This window comes from Arthrobacter sp. TMN-50 (assembly GCF_054511125.1).
Genome location: NZ_JBTNDG010000001.1, coordinates 609,162 through 629,210, shown reverse-complemented (window position 1 = coordinate 629,210; position 20,049 = coordinate 609,162). Strand labels below are relative to the sequence as shown.

The following is a 20,049-nucleotide window of genomic DNA, read 5'->3' as shown; positions in this document are numbered from 1 at the left end:
CGGCGCTGAACGCGACGGTCAGACGGTCTTGCCGCCCGGCTCGTTGCCGGCTTCGCCGTCGTCTTTCTGCTGGTCCTCGCGGGCCTTCTTCTCCTGCGCTGCGCGGAGTTCGCGTTCCTTGCGCCGGTTCTCTTTCTCGCGTGCCTCCTGGCGGCGCTTCGCCTCAAGGTTCCGCAGGAATTGGGGGTCATCATCGGGTGCTGTGGGATGCCGGGGAGCGGGACGCTGACGACCGCGGGTGCCGCTCGGGCGGGGGCGTCCAAACAGGAACCAAAGCCCAGCGCCGAGCAGGGGTACCAGGACGATCGCTGCGATCCAGGCTGGCTTGGAAATGCTGCGCACCGAGTGCGCCTTGGTCATAATGCAGTCGATCAGCGCGTAGACAATGACGGCGACCGCAACGAGGATGAGAAACAACAACAGGCGAGGCATCTGTCAATTGTAGGCGAGTAAACTTGATGAGTGCCCTTCTTCAAATTCACTGCCCTCCGCCTCGGCCTCGTCGTGGTTTTCTTCGTCATCTCCTACTGGCTGGGCCTCGGTGCCATCTTCTCGGCAGTCGTCGCAGCCATCCTCGCCTGGTGCGTGACCTACCTGTTCTTCCGGTCCCTGCGTGATGCCGCCTCCTCGTCGTTGCAGCGCCGGCTCAAGGACGGTGCGCCTCCGCGGCGTAACCTCTCCGAGCTCGACGACGCCGCCGCCGAGGACGTCTATGACCCGAACACGTCGGTCAACGCGGATCGCAAGCCCCGCGGCTAAGCCAGCACTGTCGTGAGGACCACTCCGGCGCCGAACAGTACGCTAAACCCCAGGTTGATCAGACCGGTCTGCTTCAGAACCGGGATCAGACTGCGCCGCTTTTTGCCCTTGAGCATCAGCCAGCTCGGCATCAGACACGCCGGAACGAGCAGCAGTACCAGCAGCACCCACGGGTAGTCGTACACCAAAAACATGGGCAGCAACAGTGCCGCGGCGAGCATCATCACGTAGGTGATCCGTGCTGCGGTGTCCCCGAGCCGCACGGCAAGGGTGATCTTTCCCGCCTCGCGGTCCGTCGGGATATCGCGCACGTTGTTGGCCATCAGAAGCGCCATCGCAATGATCCCGGTGCAGATCGCCCCGATCCAGGCTGCAGCGTTCAGCTGGCCCGCCTGCGTGAAGGTGGTGCCGAGTGTCGCGACCAGGCCAAAGAACACGAACACAAACACATCTCCGAGCCCCATGTACCCGTAGGGGTTGCGCCCGCCGGTGTACCCCCAGGCGGCGGCCACGCATCCGACGCCCACCAGCAGCAGGAACCAGGTCTGGGAAAGCACAATGAGGCTGGTACCCGCGATCATTGCCAGCGCGAAACACGCGAACGCCGCCCACTTGACCTGTCCGGGCCGTGCGGCGCCGGATCCGGTCAGGCGGAGCGGACCCACCCGGTCCGCGTCGGTTCCCCTGACGCCGTCGGAGTAGTCGTTGGCGTAGTTCACCCCTATCTGCAGCATGATGGCAACGACCGCGGCCAGCAGGGCATTGACGGGTCTGAATGCCTCAAGGTCGAACGCAGCGGCGCAACCCACGATCACTGGTGCAATAGCCATGGGGAGGGTTCGCGGGCGGGCGCCCTCAAGCCATTGTGCGGCAGTAGCCACGGTGCTGTCCTTCTCGTTTGGGGGAGTGGTGAGTCTAGGCGTCGGATTGTTCGAGCAGCGACCGAACAGCCAGTCGATCAGGTTTGCCGTTGGACAGGAGTGGAATTGATTCGAGACCCAGGATGATCCGGGGCACCGCGTGAGCACCAAGGGAGGCCCGTGTGTGCTGGCGCACCTCGTTGGCACTGACCTGCCCGACGACGGCGGCGGCCACCACGGTGCCCCATTCGGCACTGTCGATGCCCAGCACCAGGGCCTCCCGGACACCGGGCATGTTTTCAATAACTGAAGTTACCGCCGCGACTGACACCTTCAGACCACCGGTCACAATCACATCATCGAGCCGCCCGGAAACGGTCAGGATCCCGTCGGTGAAGTCACCGGCGTCGTCGGTCCGGAACCAGCGGCGACCGGAGTTGAACGCGAACCGGTCCGCGCTCAGCTCGGGCTGCCCCAAATACCCCTCAGCCAGGACTGGTCCGCTGATCCACAGTCGGTCCTCCTCGGTGGTGAGGTCGACCCCGTCCAGGGGGACGCCGTCGTACACGCAGCCCCCGCACGTCTCACTCATGCCATACGTGAGCACCAAGTTCAGCCCGTGCTTGTGGGCGTCACCGAGCAGTGCAGGGGAGGCCGGGGCGCCGCCCAGCAGGATGGCGTCGAACCGGCGGAGTACCTGAAGCGTCTCGGGCCGCGGGTCCTGGAGGAGACGGTGCAACTGGGTGGGGACCAGTGAGGTGAAGCGGACCCTGTCGGTGAGCTCCCCGGCAGCTTGGATGAACGCCTCGGCGGTAAATGGCGCGGCCAGATCCATGGCCCAGGGCCGGGTTCCTGCGTACAGCGACCGGACCAGCACCTGGAAACCTGCCACATAGTGGACCGGCAGGCAGAGAAGCCACTGCCCCTCAGCCTTGAGTGCGAGGGCGGTACCCATCGCTGAGGCCGCCAGCGCATCGACGCTGAGCATCGTTTGTTTGGGGACGCCGGTCGATCCCGAGGTGCTGAGGACCGCGGCAATCTCATCGTTGGGCAATTCTCCCTCGAAGCGCTGCCCCGCGTCGGCATGGGGTGCGACGGCGGGGCCCTCCCCAGAGAGCGCGGCGGCCAGCGGCGTGAGGACGGCATGGGGGTCGGCGCCGGACGGCGTGTGGATCGGTAGCAATTCCATGGTGGCCTAGAAATAGTAGGGGTAGGCGGACCAGTCTGGCGCCCGTTTTTCCAGGAAGGCCTCTTTGCCCTCGACTGCCTCGTTGGTCATGTAGGCCATCCGGGTGGCTTCACCGGCGAAGACCTGCTGGCCGGCGAGGCCGTCGTCGGCCAAATTGAAGGCGAACTTGAGCATGCGGATCGCCTGGGGGCTTTGCCGCGCGATGTCCGCCGCATACTGCAGGGCAGCGTTCTCCAGCTCCGCGTGATCCACCGCCTCGTTGACCGCACCCATGGCGACCATCTCCTCGGCCGAGTACTCGCGGGCCAGGAAAAAGATCTCACGCGCCTTCTTCTGCCCGATCTGGCGAGCCAGCAGCGCGGAGCCGTACCCGGCGTCGAAACTACCGACGGTGGCGTCGGTCTGCTTGAACTTTCCGTGCTCGCGGGAGGCGATCGTCAGGTCCGCCACCACATGGAGGCTGTGCCCGCCGCCGGCAGCCCACCCGTTGACGACGGCGATGATTACCTTCGGCATCGTCCGCATCAACCGTTGCACCTCAAGAATGTGGAGCCGTCCTGCACGGGCGGGGTCGACACTCTCGCTGGTCTCGCCGTCAGCGTACCGGTACCCGTCGCGGCCGCGGATCCGTTGGTCGCCGCCGGAGCAGAACGAATTGCCGCCGTCTTTCGGGGATGGCCCGTTGCCGGTCAGCAGCACGGTGGCGACGTCGGACGTCATCCGGGCGTGATCCATGGTGCGGTACAGCTCGTCAACCGTTCCCGGCCGGAACGCATTACGGACCTCCGGCCGATTGAACGCAATCCTGACGGTCGGGAGATCCCGCGCCGCCCCGCCGGGGCTCCGCTCGACCTGACGGTGATAGGTAATATCCTGCAGGTCTCCGAACCCTGACACGAGTCGCCAGCGGGCAGGGTCAAAGAGGTCCGAAACCTGTGGGGGAAGGTCGATAGTCACCCATCGAGTCTAGCTTCGCGCCGTCCTCTTGGGGTGATCGCGGGTGCGCCGGGGTCCCGTGGGCTTTTCGTTATCCTCTTGTGCTCGCGGATGAGCCGATTGCTTGATGTGCCGGTACCAGGAGGTCACCACAGGGGCGGGCACCCGGAGGGGGAAAGCGAACAGCACCAGAGTGTTGACCGGTTGCGCAATCGCTGGGAGTCTCGCGTTGATGGGCGCCACCGGAGCCGAGGCCCGTCCCGTGGACACCATTCAGCTCGTCCCATTCGATCAGGCAACAGTCGTCGATCCACACACCGTGACCCTCGTCCAGGGCGGTGTCATCGCCGCCGACGGAACGAACCTCTGCACAGCCAATCCCGGAAACATCGTGTTTTCGGACGGTCGGTACCCCTGCTTCATCGATTTTGACCAGACCTTCACCACCGTCCCCGGTCCGGCGCTTCCTGTCCCGCAGGTAGCGCAGGTACCGGTCGGTGGCGCCGATACGGGCGCCACAATTGGTGGGTTCGATCAGGGACCGACGACGGTGGTCGTCGCGGGTGCGGGCGTCGTCGCCGCCCTACTGGTGCTGCGCCGCAGACTCCGGGCCGACTGAGGGCGTCCACCCCGCCGGGCGTTGCCGGTCGCGCTCCTCGGTCAGGGGCCGGAGTCCAGGGTGCGATGATCCCGTTCGGCCAGCCGCCGAAGTTCACGGAGTTGTTTGCGCATCATCACCAGGTCACCCCACGCGAGTGCCGCCTGCCGCAGCCCGGACAGCGGCCCGGCGGGCAGCGGTACCGAAAGGCTGGCCACCAGTCGCGACCCACAATCCACAGGTTCCACCGCGTACTCGATCACTAGCGCGCCGAAGAGATGGGCGGCCCGCTCTGAACGGGGTACGACCGCGAACGACCGTCCCGGATCGACCGCCGACACAGTGAAGATCCGCATTACCGGATCTCCCACTCGAACGTCGATCAGCCGCGGATCGAGCAGCTGGGGACTGCGCCGCCCGAAGTTGTCCAGCAGGTCGTAGCTGTAGGGTGCCCGGCGAAGCTGGGTGGTCCACGCAAAAAGCAGGTCCGCTGTGCACTCAACGTCCACCGCACGTATCCAGTGCTGACTGGACGCGGTGGCGGCGTCGTGGGCCGGATCCGGCGGCATGCCGGGGTTGGTCTCTGTCCAGTACCAGGGCAAGCGGCAGACTGTCATGGCCCCATCCTGTCGGAGATCCGTCCCCACCGCGACAGGCCCGACAACCGGTATCAGGTTGACGGCTTGGCCACACGGGAGCACGCTGGTCCCATGAGGAAATAGCCTTGCATCCGTCTGACCCGCCGGCGACGACCGCCCGGCCCCTGTGCTGCCCTGCCGGCGCCCTTTTCGACACTGCGAGGACCTCTTGACCGAACATCTACAACTTTCCGACGTATCCCATGGGTACGGCGACCGCCTGCTCCTCGACCATGTGGAGCTGACCATCGGCCGCGGCGAACGGGTCGCGGTGGTAGGCGAGAACGGTGCCGGCAAATCAACGCTGCTCCGCCTGATCGCCGGGGTGGAGGTTCCCGACGGCGGCCAGGTCGCCGTGCATGGCGCGGTGGGCCACCTCCCACAAACCCTCGACCACGCCCCAACCGACACCGTCGGTACGGTGATCGACGCGGCCCTCAGCGGCATCCGTGCCCTCGAAGCCGAGCTTCGGACCCGCGAGGCGTCGCTTGATTCAGCCGATGCCGACGAGCTGGAACGTTACGGCGTCGCCCAGTCCGAGTACGACCTGCACGAGGGGTACAGCGTTGACTCCCGGGTCGACGCTGCCCTCAGCCAGCTCGGGCTCGGCGACTTCTCCCGGACGCGTACCCTCGACACCCTGTCCGGCGGTGAACAGGAGCGCCTGGCCCTAGCCTGCCTGCTGGCCGACCCGGCCGCCATCCTGCTCCTGGATGAGCCGACCAACCACCTCGACGACGACGCCGTCGGCTGGCTTGAGCGCGAGCTCGCAGCGCACCGTGGTGCCGTCGTCGCAGTCACCCATGACCGCTCCTTCCTGCGCACCTTTGCTACGACGATCATCGAGGTGGACGGCGACCGCCGCGAGTTGCGGCGCTACGGCGACGGGTACGAGGGGTATCTCAAGGCCAAAATTGCTGAGCGCCGCCGCTGGGAGCAGGACTACCAGCAGTGGCTCGACGCCAAGGAAGCCGAACGGGCCAAGGCCGCAGTGGTGGAGGGGCGGATGGGGTACGGTCGCCGGCGCGACGGCGACAAAATGGGCTACGACTTCAAACAGGGCACCGTGCAGGAAGCCATCACCAGCCAAAAACGCAACGCACAGGAGCGGCTGCGCCGGCTGGAGGAGCAGCCGGTGGACCGGCCGCCTCAGCCGCTCGTCCTGTCGGCGCAGTTTGGCGGCCAGTCGGTGACTGGCCCCGTGCTGGAGCTGGCGGGTGTCTCGGTGGGTGAGCGCTTGGCGGTGGAGTCCCTCAGCGTGGGGGCGGGGGAGAACCTCCTTATTACCGGGCCCAACGGCGCGGGTAAGACCACCCTGCTCAACGTCCTGGCAGGCGTCTGTCCGGTCGACGAGGGCGTTGTCACCCAACGGGGTCGCCTGGGGTATCTTCCGCAGGAACTGGCACCGCACCGGCAACCGTCGTTACGGCTGCTCCCGGCCTTCGCCGCAGGCCTGCACGGGGACCTGGACGAACACGCCGACCGTTTGCTCAACCTGGGGCTCTTCCGCACTGCCGACTTCCTGGTCCCGGTGGGAACCCTCTCGGCCGGACAATACCGCCGGCTGGCCCTGGCCCGGCTCCTGGTAGGCCGCTACGACGTCATCCTGTTCGACGAACCCACCAACCACCTCGCCCCGGTCCTGGTGGGCGAGCTTGAGGACGCTCTGGCCGGTTATGACGGGACACTCGTCGTCAGCCACGACCGCGAATTGCGGCGGTGGTTCGGCGGTCTTCCCACCGGTCGCGAGCTTCGGCTCAAGGCGGGACGGGTCGTCGGGGCGGAGCACCAGCTCACGCCGCCAGAATAGTGGCGCACCCGTAGTCGAGTGGTGGCGCAACAGCGGGTGTGCGGGGACGCCACCATTCCTGGCACGTCTGTAATATAGAACGAACGGTCAGTAATTGAGCTGCCCGGATGACTAACACAATCGCTGATGATTCTGGAGGCAGGCATGGCCGAAGCATTTCTGGTCGACGGGGTTCGTACCCCGGTGGGTCGCTACGGTGGAGCGCTTTCCGGGGTCAGGCCCGATGACCTCGCAGCGCTGGCGATCCGCGAAGCGGTGGCCCGCGCAGGAATCGACTCCGGCGACATCGACGAAGTCATCCTCGGCAACGCCAACGGTGCCGGCGAGGAAAACCGCAACGTCGCCCGCATGGCATCGCTCCTGGCCGGAATCCCGGACACGGTCCCCGGCATCACCGTCAACCGGCTCTGCGCGTCGGGCCTGTCAGCGATCATCATGGCGTCCCACATGATCAAGTCCGGCGCCGCCGACATCGTCGTCGCCGGCGGCGTGGAATCGATGAGCCGTGCGCCCTGGGTAATGGAGAAGCCCGCCAAGGCCTTCGCCAAGCCCGGGGAGATTTTCGACACGTCCATCGGCTGGCGCTTCACCAACCCGGTGTTCGCCGCCCAGGACAAAACCACCTACTCGATGCCAGAGACGGCCGAGGAGCTCGCGTCAGTGGACGGCATCACCCGCGCCGACGCCGACGCCTTCGCCTTTCGGTCCCACCAGCGGGCACTCGCAGCTATTGAAGCGGGCCACTTCCGCGACGAGATCGTTCCAGTGCAGACCCGCTACGGCAAGCGCGAGGTCACCGTCGACACCGACGAAGGACCCCGCGCCGACACCACCCTCGACGTGCTCGCCGGACTCCGGCCGGTCGTCAGGAAGGACGGAGTGGTCACCGCTGGCAACTCCAGCTCACTGAACGACGGCGCCTCAGCCGTCATCGTCGCGTCCGAGGCGGCAGTCAACCGATTGGGCCTCGCCGCCCGTGCCCGCATCCTCGACGGCGCATCAGCGGGCGTCCCGCCGGCCATCATGGGCATTGGGCCGGTGCCGGCCACACAGAAGGTGCTTCAGCGGACGGGGCTGAGCATCGGCGACCTCACCGCTGTTGAACTTAACGAGGCGTTCGCCACCCAATCCATCGCCTGCATCCGACGGCTCGGGCTCGATGAGGAACTGGTGAACCGCGACGGCGGCGCCATCGCCCTCGGCCACCCCCTCGGGTCGTCAGGGTCCCGGCTCGCGATCACGCTGCTCGGCCGTCTGGAGCGCGAGGCGCCCGGCAAAGGTCGGGCCATCGGTCTGGCCACCATGTGCGTCGGCGTGGGGCAGGGCACCGCCATGCTGCTGGAGCGCGTCTGATGGACCGGTTCACCACTCTGCAGGTCACTGACGACGGCGACCGCCTCACCGTCCAACTGCACCGCCCCGAGGTCCGCAACGCCATCGACCAGACCATGGTCGATGAGCTCCATGCGGTCTGTGAATCATTGGAGAGGCAGCCGCGCGTCCTCATCCTCGCGGGAAGTAACGGCGTGTTTGCATCCGGCGCCGACATCGCCCAGTTGCGGGAACGGCGCCGCGACGACGCGTTCGCCGGGATCAACTCCACCCTCTTCGCACGCATCGGCCGGCTGCCTCTGCCGGTGATCGCCGCGTTGGACGGGTACGCGCTTGGCGGCGGGGCCGAACTTGCCTACGCCGCTGACTTCAGGATCGGCACGCCTACCCTGAAGATCGGCAACCCCGAGACCGGCCTCGGCATCCTGGCTGCCGCCGGCGCCACCTGGCGGCTCCGGGACCTGGTCGGCGAACCACTGGCGAAAGAGATCCTGCTGGCCGGGCGCATCCTCGGCGCCGACGAGGCGCTCGCCGTCAGGCTCATCACCGAAATCCACGAACCAGACGCCCTCCTTACAGGGGCCAATGCGCTCGCCGACCGGATTACCCGGCAGGACCCGTTGGCGGTCCGCATCACCAAGTCTGTCTTCCACGCCCCGCCCGAGGCTCACCCGGTCATCGACCAGCTGGCTCAGGGCATCCTGTTCGAATCCGACGCGAAGTTCGACCGGATGCAGGCATTCCTCGACAGGAAGAACAAATGAACCCATCGCCAGCAATCCCCCGCACGGTTGGTGTCCTGGGCGGCGGCCGGATGGGCGCTGGCATCGCCCACGCGTTCTGCACTGCGGGCGCCGCAGTCGTCGTCGTCGAGCGCGACGACGCCGCCGCCGAGGCGGCCAGGCAGCGTGTCCTCGACGCACTGGGTAAAAGTGTGCAGCGCGGGACCACATCGGAAGACCTTGAGGCGTTGTCCGCGCGAGTCTCCGTGTCGGCAGACTACGCGGCGTTCGAAGCCTGTGGGCTAGTGGTTGAGGCGGTGCCCGAGGATTTCGACCTGAAGTCGGCCACGTTGACGGCTGTCGAAGCACGGTTGGCGCCCACCGCGTGGCTGGCGACCAACACCTCATCACTGTCGGTTGGTGGACTAGCCGAAAAACTGCAACGCCCGGACCGGTTCTGTGGGTTGCATTTCTTCAACCCGGTGCCTGCTTCCACGCTGATCGAGGTGATCCTTGCACCGCGGACCCTTGACGAGCTCGCCGAAGCAGCCCGCGGCTGGGTGAGACTGCTGGGGAAAACCCCGGTGATCGTCAACGATGCGCCGGGCTTCGCCAGTTCCCGATTGGGAGTGGTGATTGCACTCGAAGCGATGCGGATGGTCGAGGAGGGTGTCGCGTCGGCCGAAGACATCGATACCGCCATGGTGCTGGGCTACAAACATCCGGTGGGCCCGCTGCGAACCACCGACCTCGTGGGATTGGATGTCAGGCTCGGCATCGCCGAATACCTGGAATCGACTCTGGGGGAGCGGTTCGCGCCGCCGCAGCTGCTGCGGGACAAGGTAGCTCGCGGTGAGCTGGGTCGAAAATCGGGCAAGGGGTTCTTCGACTGGACCGAGTGAGTGGGGTTGGCCTTGCCAGCGATCGCGGACTGGGCCATAGTGGCAAGCCACAGTCCTGATGTGGTGATCCAGGAGGCGCATCGTGAGCGAGCCCAGTCCACAGAATAGCGACCTGCAGGCCGAGGGGCCTACCGCCGACGCGGTGGCCCAACGGGTGATCGATGCGTCACTCGGGATGGTCGACGTGCTGGCTATCCACCTTGGGGATCGGTTGGGATGGTACCGCCAGTTGAAGTCCCACGGGCCAGCAACGGCCGCCGAGCTGGCCCGGAGGTCCGGTACCTCCGAACGATATACGCGAGAGTGGCTGGAGCAGCAGGCGATTACTGGGCTGCTCACCATTGACCCCGGCCCAGATGCGGGTGCCGACGCCTTAGCGCGGGAACGCCGCTTCAGGATCCCGCCGGGGACGGCCGAAGCGTTGACCGATGAGCGCAGCCTCAACTACCTGGCCCCGCTCGCGCGCATGTTGGCTGGCTCCGCCGTGCAGCTACCGGCCCTCCTCGCCGCTTACCGAACGGGTGGTGGTGTGGGATGGTCGGACTTTGGGGAGGACGCCAGGGAGTCACAGGCCGATATGAACCGGCCGTGGTTCGAGTCGAAGTTGTCTGGAGCGCTGGCGGGGATCGAGCATCTGGACCATCGGCTCAGCAGACCCGGCGCCCGGATTGCTGACATCGGATGCGGGGGCGGATGGTCGAGCATAGCCCTGGCCCGCGCCTACCCCGGGGCCACGGTGGAGGGTTTCGACATTGACCCGGCGTCAGTAAGTCTGGCAACAGCGAACGCAGCTCGGGAGGGCGTTACGGACAGGGTCACTTTTCAGGAAGCGGACGCCAAACAGATGCCGGCGGCCGCCTACGATGCCGTGTTCGCCTTCGAGTGCATCCACGACCTGCCACACCCGGTCGAGGTTCTCGCCGCGGCGCGCCACTCGCTGGTGCCCACCGGGACCGTCGTCGTCATGGACGAAGCGGTCGCTGACGTGTTCACTGCGCCCGGGGACGAGCTGGAACGCCTGATGTACGGGTTTAGCCTGCTCATTTGCCTGCCCGACGGCATGTCACACCCGTTGAGTACGGCGACTGGGACAGTTATGCGCCCCGACGTCTTTCATGCCTATGCCGTGGCAGCAGGTTTCGCCGACACGCAAGTGCTCCCGATCGAAGACTTCGGATTCTGGCGCTTTTACGAACTCCTGGGGTAGGCGATGTCTGCCCTCACCAGGAAGCCAGATTGACCGTACTGCGGAAGGACTTGAGGTAACCGGCCTCGTACCCTTCGGCGGTGGGATGCAGGTCGTCGAACGCGCCAGCAAACGTGATCCACGGGTCCTTGGCGCCGATGCCATGGCCCTTGAACCTCTTCACCACGTCCACGTATTGCAGTCCATTGGCTTCGGCGTTCTGCCGAATGACCGTGTTGAGCGCATCGGTCCCCTCATTGAACAGCTGTTGCGCCTCGGTGCTGAGCAATACCTCCGCCCCGGACTTCGGCGAGAAGAGGTGGGGGTACCCCGTGACCACAATCTTCGCCGTCGGAGCGGCAGCGCGCAGGTTCCCGTAGAGGTCATCCAGTGCGACGGCGAGGGTGGTCTGGGCCTGCACGGTGCGGCCGCCGACCACTTGCTCGCAGATTGCCAGTGGCAACGCAGCGCACGCGCCCACCACGGCCCCGAAGTCCAGGTCGTTGCCGCCCGCCGAGAGGGTCACCAGATCGGTGTCGGCTCCGATCAGGCTGGCGCCGACGAGCTGTTCCAACTGCTCGGGAAGGTCGGGGACGGCATCGGTGCGGTTCGCTGCAGCCTTCGCTCCGCTGCAGGTGGCGTTGAAGGTCAGGTCAATTCCCCGACGGTCATCCAGCAATCCCGGCAGACCGAGCGCCGATTGCCCGCAGGCGTTGAGGTACGAGCCGGCGCCGAATCCCGCAGCATAGGAATCGCCCAACGCCACATAGTCGACTGGAGAATGTTTGTCGGGATTCGTCGCGGCGGCGGGGCCCGCGACAGCGCTGGCCATCAGGCCGACCGATAGCACGGCTGCGGCAGCGCAGCGTCCGAAATGGGAGCGGTAGGGAGTTTTCATGGGACCAAGTTACTCCTGCGGCAGAACCTTGCATATGGCCAGCCGAAAGATCCTTTCCCAACGGCGCGCAGCACCAAATTGCTAGGCTGTGTGCATGACCTCTCGGCCTGGCAATTCCTATGGCCAGCACATCGCCGAAACCCGCTCCGTCCGCTGGGAGGGCGCAGTCAACGCCCGCGATCTCGGTGGTGTCGGTGGCCTCATTCAGCCGGGCCGGATCTACCGGATGGGTCGCCACGAATGGCTCACGGCTACCGGCTGGCTGCAGGCCCACGACGACGGCGTGCGCAGTGTCGTTGACCTCCGTAATCCCGGAGAGTTTGGGCGGCGGGATAGTGACCCGGTCGTCACCGGTGACGGTTTGGGCCGTTTTAAGATCGTCAACTGTCCCACCGAGGATCAGTCTGATGGCGAGTTCATGGCGCTGGTTGGCCCGTACCTAAGCTCACCCAAGTACTACCCGGAGAATCTGCGACGCTGGCCGGACAAGATTATCGCTGTCGTGCGGGCGGTGGTTGATGCGCCCGAGGGTGGCGTAGTGGTCCACTGCTCCGCTGGCCGTGACCGCACCGGCATGATAATGGCAGTGATGCTCTCCGCGGTAGGTGTGCCGGGCGAGGAAATCGTGACCGACTACGCGCTGGGGGTACGAGGGATCAACGAGTTCCACTCATCCCAGGAGAAGCCGAGGGAGCCACCCTTATCCGAGGAAGAGTTGGTGGAGTGTCTCGAGCGGGCGGTGACGCACCTGCGGGACCTGCTGGCTGGCTTCGACGCCGAGGATTATCTGCTGAAGGCCGGCCTAACAGCCGCGGAGCTCGCAGCGCTAAGGGTCAGGCTGAGCGGTAAAGGGCGTGGTTGAATGAGGCAATGACCCTCCTTCAGCCGGTAACGCTCACCGGACCGACCGTCACCCTTGAACCGTTGACGCCTGACCACCACGACGGCTTGGTCGACGCCGCCTGTGACGGCGACCTGTGGAATCTCTGGTACACGTCGGTCCCCGCCCCTGCGGGAATGTCAGCGGAAATCGGCCGCCGACTAGCCCTCCAGGAGCACGGCGTGATGCTGCCGTTCGCCCTCCGCCGGAACGGCACCGACCAGCTCCTCGGCATGACCACCTACTGCAACATCGACGTGGACACCCCGCGGGTAGAGATCGGCTACACCTGGAACCGGGCCTCCGTCCAGGGCACCGGGACCAATCCCGAGAGCAAGCTGCTGCTCCTCACCCACGCCTTTGAACAGCTCGGTTGCACAGCCGTGGAATTCCGTACGCACTGGATGAACCACCAGTCGCGGGAAGCGATCGCTCGGCTGGGCGCGAAACAGGACGGTGTGCTGAGGGCCCACCGGTGGGGATCCGATGGCAGCCTCAGGGACACCGTGGTGTTCTCAATCGTTGCTGCGGAGTGGCCCATGGTGAAGGCGGGGCTCAATCACCAGGTGTCGAAAACCCGCTAGCCCTGGCGGCGGTCGAGCAGCAGATTGGTGATCCGCAGGCTGCAGAGCCGTGCACCGTCGTCGTTGGTCAGCACTACCTCGTGGGTGGTGAGGGTGCCGCCCAGGTGGACGGGGGTGGCGGTGATGGTGACCAGACCCTCGCGGGCGGACTTGTGGTGGGTGGCTGACACGTCAACGCCTACGGCCGTTTTGCCCAGGGTGCTGGCATGAATCACCGCTGCCCACGAACCCACCGCCTCGCCGACGGCGAGTGACGCGCCACCATGCAACAGCCCGAACGACTGCCGGTTGCCTTCCACCGGCATCGTGGCGACGACCCGCTCAATTGACTGCTCAACGATCTTCACGCCCATCTTCTCGTCGAGTTCGCCGAGCTGGATCTGCCAAGGCTGGTGGGTCACCGGGGACTCCTTTTCAGGGATACGGAAATCTCTATTAATGTACGCTGGACATATTACCGAACGTCCGTTCAGTTATCCCCCGAGGTACGGACGCTCGGCGCCCGAAACACTCAGAGGTGAAAGGCAAGTCGACGATGACTTCAACAGCTGTCCGCGTGGAGACGGTTCCCAGTTTCATTGAGGACGCCTGGTGGACACCCGACGCTGCGTCCCTGACGGAACGCAACAGCGCCGAGGTTCGGGATGCCAGCACCGGCGAGACCCTTGCAATGGTGAGCACCGAAGGACTCGATGTGTCCCGGGTGGTCGACTACGCGCGTGCCACTGGGCAGCGTGGTCTCGGGCAATTTACCTTCCACCAACGTGCCCTGATGCTCAAGGCTCTGGCGCAGTTCCTCAACGACCAGCGCAGCTCCCTGTATGAGCTGTCGGCCCGTACCGGTGCAACGAAGATCGATTCCATGGTCGATATTGACGGTGGGATCGGTGTGCTCTTCACCTTCGGCTCGAAAGGCCGCCGCGAGCTGCCTAACTCGAACGTCGTGGTGGATGGCCCACCCGAGACTCTGTCGAAGGACGGCACGTTCCTCGGCGAGCACATCTACACCCGCATCCCCGGCGCAGCCGTGCAGATCAACGCCTTCAACTTCCCGGTCTGGGGCATGCTTGAGAAGCTGGCCCCAGCCTTCCTGGCGGGCGTTCCTACTATCGTGAAACCGGCGACACCCACCGGGTACCTGACCGCCGCCGTCGTGAAGTTCATCATCGAGTCCGCTATCCTCCCGCAGGGTGCGCTGCAGCTGATTTCCGGGTCTGCCCGGGACCTCCTGGACTACCTGGATTACCGGGACCTGGTTTCCTTCACCGGGTCGGCGGCCACCGCCAACCAGCTGAAATCCCACAACAACGTGGTGCACGGCGGCGTCCGCTTTACCTCCGAAACCGATTCGCTGAACGCCGCCATCCTCGGCGAAGACGCCGTTCCCGGCACCCCCGAGTTTGACGCCTTCATCAAGTCCCTCGTCACCGAGATCACCGTCAAGGCAGGGCAGAAGTGCACGAGCATCCGCCGCACCATCGTGCCCAGGGCGCTGGTGAACGATGTCGTTGCCGCCGCGAAGGATCGCATCGAGCAGCGCACCGTTCTCGGCGACCCGCGAGCCGAGGGCGTCACCATGGGAGCCCTCGCCTCCCTGGAGCAGCTTCGCGACGTCCGGTCCGCGGTCGAGACCATGTTGGCGGCGGGCGGGGAGCTGGCCTACGGTACCCTAGACGCACCACGCGTTACCCGGGCCGACGGCACAGTGGACACCGCCGTCGACGGTGCCTTCATGTCCCCGGTCCTCCTGACCTGGGACAACGCTGAAGCGATCGAACTGCACACCATCGAGGCCTTCGGTCCAGTGGCCTCGGTGATCGGGTACGACGACGCCGCACACGCCGTGCGGCTCGCCGCCCTGGGGGCCGGGTCACTGGTCGCGACAGTCTGCACCAACGATCCTGCTACCGCCCGGGAGCTGGTCCTCGGCATCGCGGCCCACCACGGTCGAGTGCTGATGCTCAACCGGGAGGACGCACGCAGTTCCACCGGCCATGGCTCACCGGTGCCGCACCTGGTCCACGGCGGACCGGGCCGCGCCGGCGGGGGCGAGGAACTCGGAGGGATTCGCTCCGTGCTGCACCATATGCAGCGCACCGCCATCCAGGGGTCGCCGAACATGCTCACCGCGGTCACGGGGGTGTGGCACGCCGGCGCCGACCAAAAGTTTGATGACACCCACCCGTTCCGGAAGGACCTCGCCACCCTGCAGATTGGTGACGCCGTCCGTTCGGACCTGCGGCAGGTGACCCTTGAGGACATCACCGCGTTCGCCAACACCACGGGGGATACGTTCTATGCGCACACTAATGAGGAAGCCGCGGCAGCCAACCCGTTCTTCCCGGGCATCGTGGCGCACGGCTACCTGCTGCTGTCCTGGGGTGCCGGGCTGTTCGTCGACCCAGCCCCCGGTCCCGTTCTGGCCAACTACGGGCTGGAGAACCTACGCTTCATCACCCCGGTCGCGGCCGGCGATTCCATCCGGGTCACCCTGACCGCCAAGCGCATCACCCCGCGCGAGGACGAAGAATATGGCGAGGTTGCCTGGGACGCCGTGCTGCACAACCAGGACGACGACATCGTCGCCACCTACGACGTCCTGACCCTCGTCGAGAAGTAGCCCCGTCCTCCGCCGAAGCGAAACGTTCAACCCCTTCCGCCGGGAGTTCAGACGCGGTGGAGCCCGTCGAAGACCATGGTGATGACGTCGTCGGCCAACCCCTCCGGCGACACCGCACCGCCGGGTTTGTACCATTCGACGATCGAGTTGATGGTGCCGAACAGCAGCCGGGCGGTGGTGCGCGGGTCAATATCGGACCGCAGTGAACCTTCGGACCGGGCCGCGTCCACCAGCGCCGACACCTGATGGTCGAAGGTACGACGGCGTTCCAGGGCGCCGCGCTCTATCTCCGTGTTTCCGCGCAACCGCAGGAGAAGTGTCACAAAGGGCAGGCGCTCGATCAGGACAGCGATCGTGCCCCGCAGCACGAATTCCAGCCGGGCATCCGCCTTGCCGGACGTGGCTGCAGGATCGATCAGTACGGCCTCCAACCCGCCCAGGGCGTGGTCCAACGCCAGGCGGAGCAGGTCTCCCTTGGACGGCACGTGATGGTAGATCGCGGACTTGCTGATCCCCAGGTTCTCGGCGAGGACGCCCATCGAGGTGGCCTCGTAGCCGTACCGGTTAAACACGTCGACGGCCATCGTGAGGACAGCCTGCTGGTCATAACCGGGCCGACCGCGGCGGTTGGCCGCCTGCGGGATAGTGGTGGGCATCAGGCGCCGCCCTTGGGCCGCAGGTCGTAGATCCGCCGGAGTTTACCGTTGGACCGGGCGAGTGAACCCGGCTCGGCGATGGTAATCGCGCAGCTGGAGCCGATGTGGATCTTGATCTGTTCGCTGAGTTGGCCGGCGGCTGCCTCGGCGTCGGCGTCAGACACCCCTTCGCGCGGCTCGATCCTGACGGTCATCGCATCCATCCGCTGGCCCTCCGGTCGGGTGAGCTCGAGCTGGAAATGCGGGCTGAGCGCCGGGATGCGAAGAGCGATTTCCTCGATTTGGGTGGGGAAGAGGTTGACGCCGCGGAGGATGATCATGTCGTCACTGCGTCCGGTGATGCGCCCCATCCGCCGCATCCCGGGCCGCGCGGTGCCGGGCAGCAGCCGGGTCAGGTCGTGGGTGCGGTACCTGATGATGGGCAGCGCTTCTTTGGTGAGGGAGGTGAAGACCAGCTCGCCGTGTTCACCGTCGTCGAGCACCTTGTCGGTGAAAGGGTCGATGATTTCGGGCCGGAAATGGTCTTCCCAGATGTGGGAGCCATCCTTGCTCTCGACGCATTCGCCTGCCACGCCTGGGCCCATCACTTCGGACAGACCGTAGATGTCGCAGGCGTCGAACCCCGTTCGGCCTTCCAACTCGTGGCGCATCTCTTCGGTCCAGGGCTCGGCGCCCAGGACCGCTGTCTTCAACGAGGTGCTTGATGGGTCAATGCCCGCCGCGGCCATCGTGTCCAGGATGGTGAGCAGATAAGTGGGGGTGGCGAGGATGGCGTCGGGTTCGAAGTCCTTGATGAGCTGGACCTGGCGTTCGGTCTGCCCACCCGAAATGGGGATGACGGTGCAGCCAAGCCTCTCGGCTCCGCGGTGGGCGCCCAGGCCTCCGGTGAACAGTCCATAGCCGTACGCGTTGTGTACCTTGTCGCCTTTCTTGACGCCCGATGCCCTGAGTGACCGGGCGACCAAGGTAGCCCAGTGGTCCAGATCACCAGCCGTGTAGCCGACCACCGTTGGGCGTCCGGTGGTGCCCGACGACGCATGGATCCGGGCCACCCGATCCTGCGGGACGGCGAACATTCCGAATGGGTAGGTACGTCGCAGGTCTTCCTTGGTGGTGTACGGGAAGGCTGACAGGTCGCTGAGTTCCTTGAGATCGGACGGATGTACCCCTGCCGCATCGAATTTGTCCCGGTACAGCTGAACGTTGTCGTAGGCATACTGCACGGTGTGCTGAAGCCGAGTGAGCTGGATAGCCTCGATCTGGTCCCTGGTCATCAGCTCCTCGGCGTCGAGGGTCGAGGGGTCGGCAGGGCTGGCCCTGAGTGCTGTGCTAGTCATGTGAGACTCTTTTCCGGAGTGGTTGCAGGGATGGCACGGCGCGGGTTCGGGACGGTGCGTGAGCGGCCGCGGAACTCGGCAATCGCTCGGATGCCGTTGTCGTTCCGCGCCGTGATGGAGATGTCGTAGAGGCCGCTGCGACCCGCCACCCCGCGCCGGTTGGCTGTGGCGGTCAGCAGGTCGCCGGGTAGAGCCGACGCGAGAAAGGTGACGTCGGCGCCGGATGCGACAGTGATCGTGTCGGTTTCACCGACCGGGTTGCAGGCCAGGGCAAAGGCGGAATCGGCGAACGCGAACACCATGCCGCCGTGGGCGATCCCAAACCCGTTGAGCATTTCGGGGCGGAGGCGCATGGTGATGATGGCATGCCCGTCGGCAAGATCAACCACCTCAATGCCTAGCCAACGGGAGGCAGGGTCCTGTTCGAGGATAGGATGCGTGGGTTGGACGCCGGTGTCCGCCATAGGATCCTCACTATTGATTGACCGCGTTGGCTAACCGAGTTGACTGACCGAGCTGAGTCCAGAGGTGAACGACCCGGCTGGCTTTTAGTGACCGAATGGTCATTAGGTAATCCACTTAAGTAATACCGGCCCACGGTTCAGTGTCAAGCGACGACGCCTGTGGGGTCGGGTCCTGGAATCTCGACTGGCGTACCGGACATAACAGTTAGGTCACGATCAGTCGGGGGACATACTCCTGGTCGGGTATCTTGATCACAAATCGGTTTCATTGCTTATGAGTGGAAGCGCTCCCACTTGACAGGAAAGCCGTGTCGTTTCAGGGTTATTCATGAGCGTGAGAGCGCTCTCACGCCGCTTGGCAATCACCCGACAAAGGAGTCACCCGTGCAAAATCGAGCCAAACTTACCGCGCTGTCTGCGAGCGCAGCCTGCCTGGCCCTTGCCCTGTCAGCCTGCGGCACCGGTTCCACCACTGGAGGCGACATCGACGGCGCAACCGGTGAATCAGATGTCACCCTGACCGTTGCCACCTTCAACGAGTTCGGGTACGAAGATCTCTTCACCGAATACGAAGAACTCAACGACAACGTCACCATCGAACACAAGAAGGCAGCCACCACCAACGAGGCTCGCGACAACCTCACTACCCGGTTGGCCGCGGGGTCGGGACTCGCCGACATCGAAGCCATCGAGGTCGATTGGCTGGCCGAGCTGATGGAATACCCCGACCAGTTCGCCGACCTCGCCGATCCCGCTGTCGAGGGCCGCTGGCTGGACTGGAAGTCTGAAGCCGCAACCACCCCGGAGGGCAAGCTCATCGGGTACGGCACGGACTCCGGCCCACAGGCCGTCTGCTACCGGGCCGACCTCTTTGAGGAGGCAGGTCTACCCACCGACCGGGAGGAAGTCGCAGCACTGTTGGGCGGCACCTGGGAGGAGTACTTTGAGGCTGGCCGTGAGTTCGTTGCAGCCAGCGACGGAGTTGCCTGGTTCGATTCCGCCGGAGCGACCTACCAGGGAATGATCAACCAGGTTGAGAACGCCTATGAGACGGAGGACGGCGCTGTCGTCGCCGCCGACAACGAAGAGGTGAAGGAGATCTACGAAACGGTTCTCGCCGCTTCGGTTGATGACAACCTCTCGGCCCACCTGGGCCAGTGGAGCGAAGACTGGACGGCTGGATTCCAGTCGGACGCTTTTGCCACCATGCTCTGCCCCGGGTGGATGCTCGGTGTCATTGAGGGCAACGCTGACGGCGTCGACGGGTGGGATATTGCGAATGTTTTCCCCGGTGGCGGGGGTAACTGGGGCGGATCATATCTGACCGTTCCGACACAGGGAGAGAACCAGGCCGAGGCCAAGAAGCTTGCTGATTGGCTCACCGCGCCGGAGCAGCAGATCAAGGCGTTCAACGCGAAAGGCACGTTCCCCAGCCAGGTCGAGGCTCTGGAGAGCCCCGATCTGCTCGGCGCGACTAACGAGTTCTTCAACGACGCACCCACAGGTGAAATTCTCGCCGAACGGGCGCTGGCCGTGGATGTCACCCCGTTCAAGGGGCCGAAGTACTTCCCCATCAACGACGCGATGCAGCAGGCCCTGACACGTGTTGACGTTGACCAGACTGACGACGTCGCATCCTCCTGGGAGAAGTTCGTCACCGCGGTCAACGCGCTCTGAC

21 protein-coding genes are annotated in these 20,049 nt (G+C 65.3%); 11 read left to right on the top strand and 10 right to left on the bottom strand.

Features of this window, described 5'->3' with window-relative positions; translation table 11 throughout:
* Positions 1-18: 18 nt before the first annotated feature.
* Complete coding sequence (locus ACX80A_RS03075) at positions 19-432, bottom strand: PLD nuclease N-terminal domain-containing protein (protein WP_459258202.1); 414 nt, start codon at positions 430-432, stop codon at positions 19-21.
* A gap of 30 nt (positions 433-462) precedes the next feature.
* On the opposite strand from ACX80A_RS03075, the gene ACX80A_RS03070 reads away from it, so the two are divergent.
* The gene (locus tag ACX80A_RS03070; RefSeq protein ID WP_459258201.1) at positions 463-759 is read left to right on the top strand and encodes a DUF4229 domain-containing protein; all 297 of its coding nucleotides are present in this window, start codon (positions 463-465) and stop codon (positions 757-759) included.
* Here ACX80A_RS03070 and ACX80A_RS03065 read toward each other — a convergent pair.
* From ACX80A_RS03065 to ACX80A_RS03055, 3 genes are read right to left on the bottom strand one after another with little or no spacing between them, the layout of a single operon-like run.
* Positions 756-1,640, bottom strand: coding sequence for a 1,4-dihydroxy-2-naphthoate polyprenyltransferase (locus ACX80A_RS03065; protein ID WP_459258200.1), 885 nt, complete (start codon positions 1,638-1,640; stop codon positions 756-758). The two genes, ACX80A_RS03070 and ACX80A_RS03065, sit on opposite strands and share 4 nt — an antisense overlap.
* A 34-nt stretch (positions 1,641-1,674) precedes the next feature.
* Positions 1,675-2,808 carry an AMP-binding protein gene (locus ACX80A_RS03060; protein WP_459258199.1) on the bottom strand — a complete coding sequence of 378 codons (1,134 nt, stop codon included), beginning with the start codon at positions 2,806-2,808 and terminating at the stop codon, positions 1,675-1,677.
* Positions 2,809-2,814: 6 nt separating this feature from the next.
* The gene (locus ACX80A_RS03055) at positions 2,815-3,765 is read right to left on the bottom strand and encodes a 1,4-dihydroxy-2-naphthoyl-CoA synthase (RefSeq protein ID WP_459258198.1); all 951 of its coding nucleotides are present in this window, start codon (positions 3,763-3,765) and stop codon (positions 2,815-2,817) included.
* A 211-nt stretch (positions 3,766-3,976) separates the two neighbouring features.
* On the opposite strand from ACX80A_RS03055, the gene ACX80A_RS03050 reads away from it, so the two are divergent.
* On the top strand, positions 3,977-4,363 hold the full coding sequence (locus tag ACX80A_RS03050) for a hypothetical protein (RefSeq protein WP_459258197.1): 387 nt from the start codon (positions 3,977-3,979) through the stop codon (positions 4,361-4,363).
* Between the two features lie 41 nt (positions 4,364-4,404).
* Here ACX80A_RS03050 and ACX80A_RS03045 read toward each other — a convergent pair whose 3' ends face one another.
* Positions 4,405-4,959: an SRPBCC family protein gene (locus ACX80A_RS03045; RefSeq protein ID WP_459258196.1), complete on the bottom strand. Its 555-nt coding sequence runs from the start codon at positions 4,957-4,959 to the stop codon at positions 4,405-4,407.
* A 190-nt stretch (positions 4,960-5,149) separates the two neighbouring features.
* Between ACX80A_RS03045 and ACX80A_RS03040 the strand changes: the two genes are divergently transcribed.
* The 5 genes from ACX80A_RS03040 (at position 5,150) to ACX80A_RS03020 (ending at position 10,953) form a co-directional block, all read left to right on the top strand.
* The gene (locus ACX80A_RS03040; RefSeq protein ID WP_459258195.1) at positions 5,150-6,790 is read left to right on the top strand and encodes an ABC-F family ATP-binding cassette domain-containing protein; all 1,641 of its coding nucleotides are present in this window, start codon (positions 5,150-5,152) and stop codon (positions 6,788-6,790) included.
* 144 nt (positions 6,791-6,934) lie between these two features.
* The gene (locus tag ACX80A_RS03035) at positions 6,935-8,143 is read left to right on the top strand and encodes a thiolase family protein (protein WP_459258194.1); all 1,209 of its coding nucleotides are present in this window, start codon (positions 6,935-6,937) and stop codon (positions 8,141-8,143) included.
* Entirely contained in the window at positions 8,143-8,886 is a 744-nt protein-coding gene (locus tag ACX80A_RS03030; RefSeq protein WP_459258193.1) for an enoyl-CoA hydratase/isomerase family protein, read from the top strand. The genes ACX80A_RS03035 and ACX80A_RS03030 overlap by 1 nt, the downstream gene beginning before the upstream one ends.
* Positions 8,883-9,746 (top strand): 3-hydroxyacyl-CoA dehydrogenase family protein, encoded by an 864-nt coding sequence (locus tag ACX80A_RS03025; RefSeq protein ID WP_459258192.1) that lies wholly within the window; start codon positions 8,883-8,885, stop codon positions 9,744-9,746. The genes ACX80A_RS03030 and ACX80A_RS03025 overlap by 4 nt, the downstream gene beginning before the upstream one ends.
* An 82-nt stretch (positions 9,747-9,828) precedes the next feature.
* On the top strand, positions 9,829-10,953 hold the full coding sequence (locus ACX80A_RS03020; RefSeq protein WP_459258191.1) for a class I SAM-dependent methyltransferase: 1,125 nt from the start codon (positions 9,829-9,831) through the stop codon (positions 10,951-10,953).
* A gap of 13 nt (positions 10,954-10,966) precedes the next feature.
* Here the strand turns inward: ACX80A_RS03020 and ACX80A_RS03015 are convergent, their stop codons facing one another.
* The gene (locus ACX80A_RS03015; RefSeq protein WP_459258190.1) at positions 10,967-11,830 is read right to left on the bottom strand and encodes an SGNH/GDSL hydrolase family protein; all 864 of its coding nucleotides are present in this window, start codon (positions 11,828-11,830) and stop codon (positions 10,967-10,969) included.
* 94 nt (positions 11,831-11,924) lie between these two features.
* Between ACX80A_RS03015 and ACX80A_RS03010 the strand changes: the two genes are divergently transcribed.
* Positions 11,925-12,692, top strand: coding sequence for a tyrosine-protein phosphatase (locus ACX80A_RS03010; RefSeq protein ID WP_459258189.1), 768 nt, complete (start codon positions 11,925-11,927; stop codon positions 12,690-12,692).
* Positions 12,693-12,700: 8 nt separating this feature from the next.
* Positions 12,701-13,294: a GNAT family N-acetyltransferase gene (locus tag ACX80A_RS03005; protein ID WP_459258188.1), complete on the top strand. Its 594-nt coding sequence runs from the start codon at positions 12,701-12,703 to the stop codon at positions 13,292-13,294.
* Here the strand turns inward: ACX80A_RS03005 and ACX80A_RS03000 are convergent.
* Positions 13,291-13,647, bottom strand: a complete 357-nt coding sequence (locus ACX80A_RS03000; RefSeq protein WP_459258349.1) for a PaaI family thioesterase — start codon at positions 13,645-13,647, stop codon at positions 13,291-13,293. The two genes, ACX80A_RS03005 and ACX80A_RS03000, sit on opposite strands and share 4 nt — an antisense overlap.
* Before the next feature lie 182 nt (positions 13,648-13,829).
* Here ACX80A_RS03000 and paaZ point away from each other — a divergent pair, with 182 nt between their 5' ends.
* Positions 13,830-15,914 carry a phenylacetic acid degradation bifunctional protein PaaZ gene (paaZ, locus tag ACX80A_RS02995; RefSeq protein WP_459258187.1) on the top strand — a complete coding sequence of 695 codons (2,085 nt, stop codon included), beginning with the start codon at positions 13,830-13,832 and terminating at the stop codon, positions 15,912-15,914.
* 47 nt (positions 15,915-15,961) lie between these two features.
* On the opposite strand, the gene ACX80A_RS02990 is transcribed toward paaZ, so the two are convergent.
* Genes ACX80A_RS02990 through ACX80A_RS02980 form a run of 3 tightly spaced genes read right to left on the bottom strand, consistent with a single transcriptional unit; the run spans position 15,962 to position 18,371 of the window.
* Entirely contained in the window at positions 15,962-16,570 is a 609-nt protein-coding gene (locus tag ACX80A_RS02990; RefSeq protein WP_459258186.1) for a TetR/AcrR family transcriptional regulator, read from the bottom strand.
* Positions 16,570-17,907 carry a phenylacetate--CoA ligase PaaK gene (gene paaK, locus ACX80A_RS02985; protein ID WP_459258185.1) on the bottom strand — a complete coding sequence of 446 codons (1,338 nt, stop codon included), beginning with the start codon at positions 17,905-17,907 and terminating at the stop codon, positions 16,570-16,572. Before paaK ends, ACX80A_RS02990 begins: the two co-directional genes overlap by 1 nt.
* On the bottom strand, positions 17,904-18,371 hold the full coding sequence (locus tag ACX80A_RS02980; protein WP_459258184.1) for a hotdog fold thioesterase: 468 nt from the start codon (positions 18,369-18,371) through the stop codon (positions 17,904-17,906). Before ACX80A_RS02980 ends, paaK begins: the two co-directional genes overlap by 4 nt.
* 384 nt (positions 18,372-18,755) lie before the next feature.
* Between ACX80A_RS02980 and ACX80A_RS02975 the strand changes: the two genes are divergently transcribed.
* Complete coding sequence (locus ACX80A_RS02975; protein ID WP_459258183.1) at positions 18,756-20,048, top strand: ABC transporter substrate-binding protein; 1,293 nt, start codon at positions 18,756-18,758, stop codon at positions 20,046-20,048.
* Position 20,049: the final 1 nt, after the last annotated feature.